Source organism: Paraburkholderia sp. XV (genome assembly GCF_020177535.1).
GTDB lineage: Bacteria > Pseudomonadota > Gammaproteobacteria > Burkholderiales > Burkholderiaceae > Paraburkholderia > Paraburkholderia caribensis.
In genome coordinates, this window is the sequence record NZ_JAGUUD010000033.1 from 61,505 (window position 1) to 68,035 (window position 6,531).

Sequence of the window (6,531 nt, forward strand, 5' to 3'; positions counted from 1 at the left end):
GTGAGGAGCCCTTCGCGTTTCATACGGACCAACTGAGCCGGTCAGGTGTCGTTCCACCCGCCCGAATCGTCGTTGCTGCCCATATCGACGCCGCCGTCTCCGCCGCCGTTACCGTCGCTCCAGTCGTTCGAGCCCTGGCCGAAGTCGATCGAGCCTGCGTCGTTGCCGCCGCGCTTGCGCGATTCGTCGTCGAGGATCACATCGCGTTCGATCACGCGGTCGCGGCCCGAGTTGAGCGCTTCGCCGAGCAGCACGCCTGTCAGCAAGCCACCCATGCCGCCGCCGAAGCCGCCGCCTTGCTGCACGATGACGGGCGGCTGCTGTTGCTGCGGCGGATACGGGTAGGGCGCTTGCGGATAACCGGGCGGGTAACCAGGCTGCTGGCCGCCGCGTCCGAACGCCTGGTCCGCTTCGCGTGCGTAGGAAGAGTCGCCCGTAGCCGCCGACGCCGCAGGGGCCGCATTCGGATCAGGCCGGCCTTCGGCGCGCGCCTTGAGGCTCGCGACCTGCCGTTCGAGATCTTCGATCTGATACGGCGGCACGGGGTTCTTGCTATTCGACAGCGCTTCGACCAGCTGACGCAACTGCGTCTCCGCGCCTTCTACTTCGCGCTCGAGCGCTTCATGTCCTGGCGCCGTCGACAGCTTCACGTCGAGCTTCAGCGAGCGCACGTCGTTGAGGAGATCGGTAGCACGCTTGAGCTGTGCGCGGCGGTCGTCGGTGGCGCGTGTGTCGTCCTGGGAGCGTGCGCGACGCAGCGTCCAGCGCAGGATCAACGCAATCGCGCCGATCAGCACGACGATACCGATCCACATGCCCATCGACGGACCATGCCGTTCGGGCGCCGGCTGGAACGCCGACGGCGTGGCGGGCGCGGATTCCTGCTGCGCGAACGGATTGTTCGTGCGATGCGTGACGCTTCCACCGGCGCCGCCGCTCACGCGCGCGGCGTCCGAGCGCAGACGCGCTTCCGTCTGCGCGAAGCGGGCGGGGTCGGTGAAGCGAACCTGCGGGTCGAGCGTCTTCGCCTGTTGAAGCTGCGTGAGCGCCTCGGCGGGGCGGCCTTCGCGATCGAGCACCTGGGCGTACAGATAGTGCGCGCGGGCGCTGTCGGGATGCGCCTTCAGCACCTCGTTCAACTGCGAGTCGGCCTTCTGCCAGTCGCCCTGCTGGATCGTCGTTTCGATCTGCGTCGCCGTGGGCAACGCGAAGGCGGTGCCCGACACGAGCATCAGCGAAAGCGTCAGGGACACACCGGCTGCTGCGAGCAATTTTTTCATGATGCGGGCCGGGCGGATTGACGCCCGTCTCCTTACTATCGAGTTGCCGTGCCGCGCGGCCGTCGTGTCGTAGTACACGGCGCCGCACAGCACATCGCCTGTCTCGCGCTTATTGCGCAGGCGTGTCCAGCTGCTTCTTCAGCGCGGCGAGACGGTCGTCGATCGACGGGCCGCGGTTGAGGTCCGCGAGCTTGTCGTCGAGCGCCTTGCCGCTCTTCACATCGGCCGAATTCAGGCGTGCGTCGGAACGTGCCGTCGACAGCGCGACCTTGTCCTCCAGTTTCTGAAAGTCTTCAGCAAGATTCTTGCCGCCGATTCCGCCCAGCGCCGTGGCCGCCGTGTCCTTGGCCTCCGCGATCTGCTGCTTGGCCTGCAGGATGTTCGAGCGCGCATTCAGGTCGTTGCGGCGCTGACGCATGTCGTCGATCTGCGTCTTCAACTGCTCGACGGACGGCTCGAGTGTTGCGAGTTCCTTAGCGAGCGCATCGCGTTCGGCTTCTGCCGTGGACTGCGCGCCGAGCGCCTCGCGCGCGAGCGCTTCGTCGCCCGACTGCAGCGCGCGTTTGGCGCCGTCTTCGTACTTCTTCGCCTTGTCGGCGGCCACGTCGCGCTTGCTTTGCTGCGTGGCGACCTGCGCCTGGATCTCGATCAGCGAGTTCTCCGCTTTCGCGATGCTCTCGTCGAGTTCGCGCACGATCTGGCGCGCATCACGCGACGGGTCTTGCACGGAGTCGGCTGCATCGTTCAAGAGACCTTTGACCGTCCGCGTGATGCTGTCAAAAAGCGACATGAAATACCTCCATTGATTGAAATCGATGCTGAATACCCGGCGCATTGAACCTGGTGCGCGACGACATCGACTGAACGTAGTTTACGCCGCCCTGCGCAATGCTGCGGGTCTTGCTTCATGCCATCAGACAACGTGCCTTCGTGCTTGTTGCATGACGGCGGAGCAAACGGACCTGACATCGGGGCGCGCGCCCGGAATGCAAGAGCCGAGTACGCATTCGAGTTGTCACGTCGCACGCTTCGACGCTTCATACACGCGTCGCAATCGATGCACGACCGGCTATTCAACAGCTCGCGGATATTACACCACGCGTACCCTTAAAGCCGTCTTAAAACGCGATTTCCTGCGCCTTTCAGCCGATGCTTTCGCAATCTTTGCGACGTGTGGCGTCATACGCAACGTGATGAACGAATCAGTGTGCGGATTTGTCAAACTGCGCGGCCGGATTCTTTCGGATAGCCGACGATACCGCGCCCGCGAGCGCATCGTACTCGCGTCATGTGGCGCTGCGAATTCAGGCGAAGTGGCCGCTGCCTTCGGCGGGATCGATGCCCGGTTCGTCGTCTTCGTGCGCTTGCTGACGTTTGCTTGCGGCATTGCGTTTCGACGACGGCCGTGCGGGCGTGCTGGTGGCGGCATTGGCGGCGTCATGCGACGCGAGCGCGGCGGCTTTCGCGGCCGCCACGCGAGCGGCAGCCTGAGCGGTGGCATCGTCGTCGGTGCTGTCGGGCGTGACGGACACATCGTGCGCCGCGAGCGCGGCGACGGGCGTGGCGACATCGATGGGAGCGAGCGCCTCGTGCGGCATGCCGGAGCCGGCGAAGACGGTATCGTTTTCAGTCGGCGTGCTTTTGCTGCCCGGCGCGGGCGATCGGAGCGCGGCCGGCGTGGCTTGCCGCAGGTGCTTGCTTGCGCGCGCAACGCGTTGCAGCGCTTCGTTCAGCGCGTCGGGTTCGCGTGGCGCGCGCAACCGGTCGACGATGCTCGCCGCCTTGACCTGCTCGCTGGTCGCGCCGAAGCTCAGCACCGCACGCCGCATCAGTTCGCTGACGCTGATGCCGAGGTTCTCCGCCGTCGTGGAGATGGCGCGTTTCTGGGCGGGGCTGACGAAGACGACGATGCGTTCGCTAGGCTTGTTCATAGGTCGGCTCGCGTTCTTTGTTGGTGTCGAACTGCGGAGGAATCCGGGCAGGGCGGCGAGTCCTGCTTGGCGCGCGTCGAACCATCATAAGACTAAAACGCGGCGCGCGGTTGGGCGCTGGCGCAAATCGGGCGGCCCGTAAAATGGCTGTCACATCAATGAGTTGCTACGTTTGCAGATGTATTGTCCACAGGGCTGTGAACATTTTCTGTTGATAACCGCACGACGCGGCACAACCGGACTCGCGTGGCGGGACACAGTGTTTTTTCTTACATCGGGGCGCAATCATGAGGGAATTCTTACAAAAAAATCACTTTCAGCGCCGCTTGATTTCTTTAAAATGCGCTGTTACGTTGCGCCAGACACCGCCTGGGCGCGCCGTGCGGCCGACCGGGACGGGGTGAAAAGTCGGCGCCGCGCGGCGGCAATCGCCAGAGGCAGAGGCCGTCGTCATGTGTTGCGCGCGAGCGTCCCGTGCATGGCGGCCGTCGGATCGGCGGCAAGGCGCCGATCTGGCGCGCAACGGTGCCGCAGTCGCGCGTTATGTCGCGGCAGCGGCGCCACGATCACGATCCAGGCGCACTGCGCGTGCAACTCCGGCGTGTAGGTAGCGCCCATCATTCCAGTCATGCCAATCATCAAACGACCGCATTCTTCCAGCTCTTCAGGGCATTCAGGCCGCGAGCCATCTTTCGGCAGCAACGACAACCCGAGCCGCGATTACCGCTACGCGCAGCGCGAAGAAGACGACCGCGATGAGCGCGGGCGCGGTGCCCGCTCGGGTCGTTCGGGTCGTTCGATAGGCGGCACGATCGCGTTGTGGTTCGCGGGACTGTTCGCGACACTCGCGGTGGTCGGCGCGCTGATCATCGGTTATGCGCTCGTCGTGATGGGGCCGCAACTGCCGTCGCTCGATGCGCTCACCGACTACCGCCCCAAAGTGCCGCTGCGCATCTATACGGCGGACCACGTGCTGATCGGCGAGTTCGGCGAGGAGCGTCGCAGTCTGGTGCGCTTCCAGGACATCCCCGACGTGCAGAAGAAAGCCGTGCTCGCGATCGAGGACTACCGCTTCTATGAGCATGGCGGTGTCGATTTCATCGGCATTTTGCGCGCGGGTTTCGCGGATCTCGCACATGGCGGCTCGTCGCAAGGCGCGAGCACGATCACGATGCAGGTCGCGCGCAACTTCTTCCTGTCGAGCGAGAAAACGTACACGCGCAAGATCTATGAAATGCTGCTCGCCTACAAGATCGAGCGCGCACTGACGAAGGATCAGATTCTCGAGCTGTACATGAACCAGATCTATCTGGGCGAGCGCGCGTACGGCTTCGCGGCTGCGGCGCGGGTGTACTTCGGCAAGGATCTGAAGGACATCACGCTCGCGCAGGCGGCGATGCTCGCGGGGCTGCCGAAGGCGCCGTCCGCCTACAACCCGGTCGTCAACCCGAAGCGCGCGAAGATCCGCCAGGAGTACATCCTGAAGCGGATGCTCGATCTGAATTACATCACGCAAGACCAGTACAACCAGGCCATCAAGGAAGAGATTCGTACGAAGACGGCGGGTAACGAATACAGCGTGCACGCCGAGTACATCGCGGAAATGGTCCGCCAGATGATGTACGCGCAGTACAAGGACGAGACCTACACGCGCGGTCTGAACGTCACGACGACGATCGATTCCGCGGATCAGGAAGCGGCCTATCTTGCCGTGCGCAAGGGCGTGATGGACTACGAGCGCCGTCACGGCTATCGCGGACCGGAAGGTTTCGTCGAGTTGCCGGCTGCCGGCGACGAGCGCGACGAAGCCATCGAAGACGCGCTCAACGATCACCCTGACAACGGCGAGATCATTGCGGCCGTCGTGACGTCGGCGACGCCGAAGGAAGTGAAGGCGCAATTGCTGGACGGCACGCAGGCGAGCGTGACGGGCGAGGGCTTGCGTTTCGCGGCGGGCGCGCTGTCGGCGCGTGCGGCGCAGGCGCAGCGTATCCGGCCGGGCTCGATCGTGCGCCTGATTGCCGATGCGAACGGCAACTGGCAGATCACGCAGTTGCCGCAGGTGGAAGGCGCGCTCGTGTCGATGACACCGCAGGACGGCGCGATCCGCGCGCTGGTCGGCGGCTTCGACTTCAACAAGAACAAGTTCAACCACGTGACGCAGGCATGGCGTCAGCCGGGTTCGAGTTTCAAGCCGTTCATTTATTCGGCGGCGCTCGACAAGGGCCTCGGACCGGCGACCATCATCAACGATGCACCGCTGTACTTCCCGCCGAGCGCGCCGGGCGGCGACGCGTGGGAGCCGAAGGACGACGATCAGCCGGATGGTCCGATGCCGATGCGTCTCGCGCTGCAGAAGTCGAAAAACCTCGTGTCGATCCGCATCCTGTCGTATATCGGCACGAAGTACGCGCAGGATTTCGTCACGCAGCGCTTTGGCTTCGACGCCGACAAGACGCCGCCGTATCTGCCGATGGCGCTTGGTGCCGGTCTGGTGACGCCGCTGCAATCGGCGGGTGCGTATAGCGTGTTTGCGAACGGCGGTTACCGGATCAATCCGTATCTGATCGGCGAAGTCGACGACGCGCACGGCCAGCCGCTGTCGCGCGCGCAGCCGCTGACAGCGGGCAAGGATGCGCCGCGCACGCTGGAGCCGCGCAACGCGTACATCATGAACAGCCTGCTGCATTCGGTGGCGACGGCGGGCACGGGCGCGGGCACGAATGTGCTGCATCGTAACGATCTGCAAGGCAAGACGGGTACGACGAACGATGCGAAGGACGGCTGGTTCGCCGGGTATCAGCAATCGCTGGTGGCTGTGGCGTGGATGGGATATGACCAGCCGAAGTCGCTCGGTAGCCGCGAGTTTGGCGCGCAACTGGCGTTGCCGATCTGGGTCGAGTATATGCAGCGTGCGCTGCGGGGGGTGCCGCAGGTTGAGCCTGAGATGCCTCAGGGCGTGACTTCCGTCGATGGTGAGTTGTTCTATGCGGATATGACGCCTGGGAACGGGTTTGTTGCGAGTATTGGGATGGATTCGGCGAATCCGCTCGCGAGTGGTGGGGATGCTGTCGGCGCGGTTGGGCCGGCTGGAATGACGCCGCCGGCGCCGCCGCCGAATGTTACTTCGACTGAGAGGAAGCAGATTATGGATCTGTTTGAGTCGAATAAGCCGTAAGGGGTGGAGTTGTGCGGGCGGTTTGGGTTTGGGTTTGGGTTTGGGTTTGCTTTTGCTTTCGCTTTCGCTTTCGCTGGCATCCGCGTTACGTTATCTAGCTTCAGGCGTCGCCCCTGTGCGGGGCGGCACCTACTTTTCTTTG

General features: G+C 64.0%; 4 protein-coding genes. 1 reads left to right on the forward strand and 3 read right to left on the reverse strand.

Features of this window, described 5'->3' with window-relative positions; genetic code table 11:
* Positions 1-41 precede the first annotated feature (41 nt).
* The 3 genes from KFO72_RS17880 to KFO72_RS17890 all read right to left on the reverse strand — a co-directional run bounded on the left by KFO72_RS17880 (position 42) and on the right by KFO72_RS17890 (position 3,211).
* Positions 42-1,280, reverse strand: a complete 1,239-nt coding sequence (locus KFO72_RS17880; protein ID WP_225032696.1) for a tetratricopeptide repeat protein — start codon at positions 1,278-1,280, stop codon at positions 42-44.
* Between the two features lie 109 nt (positions 1,281-1,389).
* Complete coding sequence (locus KFO72_RS17885) at positions 1,390-2,070, reverse strand: PspA/IM30 family protein (RefSeq protein ID WP_035990950.1); 681 nt, start codon at positions 2,068-2,070, stop codon at positions 1,390-1,392.
* Positions 2,071-2,584: 514 nt separating this feature from the next.
* On the reverse strand, positions 2,585-3,211 hold the full coding sequence (locus tag KFO72_RS17890) for a plasmid mobilization protein (protein ID WP_225032697.1): 627 nt from the start codon (positions 3,209-3,211) through the stop codon (positions 2,585-2,587).
* Between the two features lie 628 nt (positions 3,212-3,839).
* Here KFO72_RS17890 and KFO72_RS17895 point away from each other — a divergent pair.
* The gene (locus KFO72_RS17895) at positions 3,840-6,389 is read left to right on the forward strand and encodes a penicillin-binding protein 1A (protein WP_060601178.1); all 2,550 of its coding nucleotides are present in this window, start codon (positions 3,840-3,842) and stop codon (positions 6,387-6,389) included.
* The last annotated feature ends 142 nt before the right edge of the window (positions 6,390-6,531 follow it).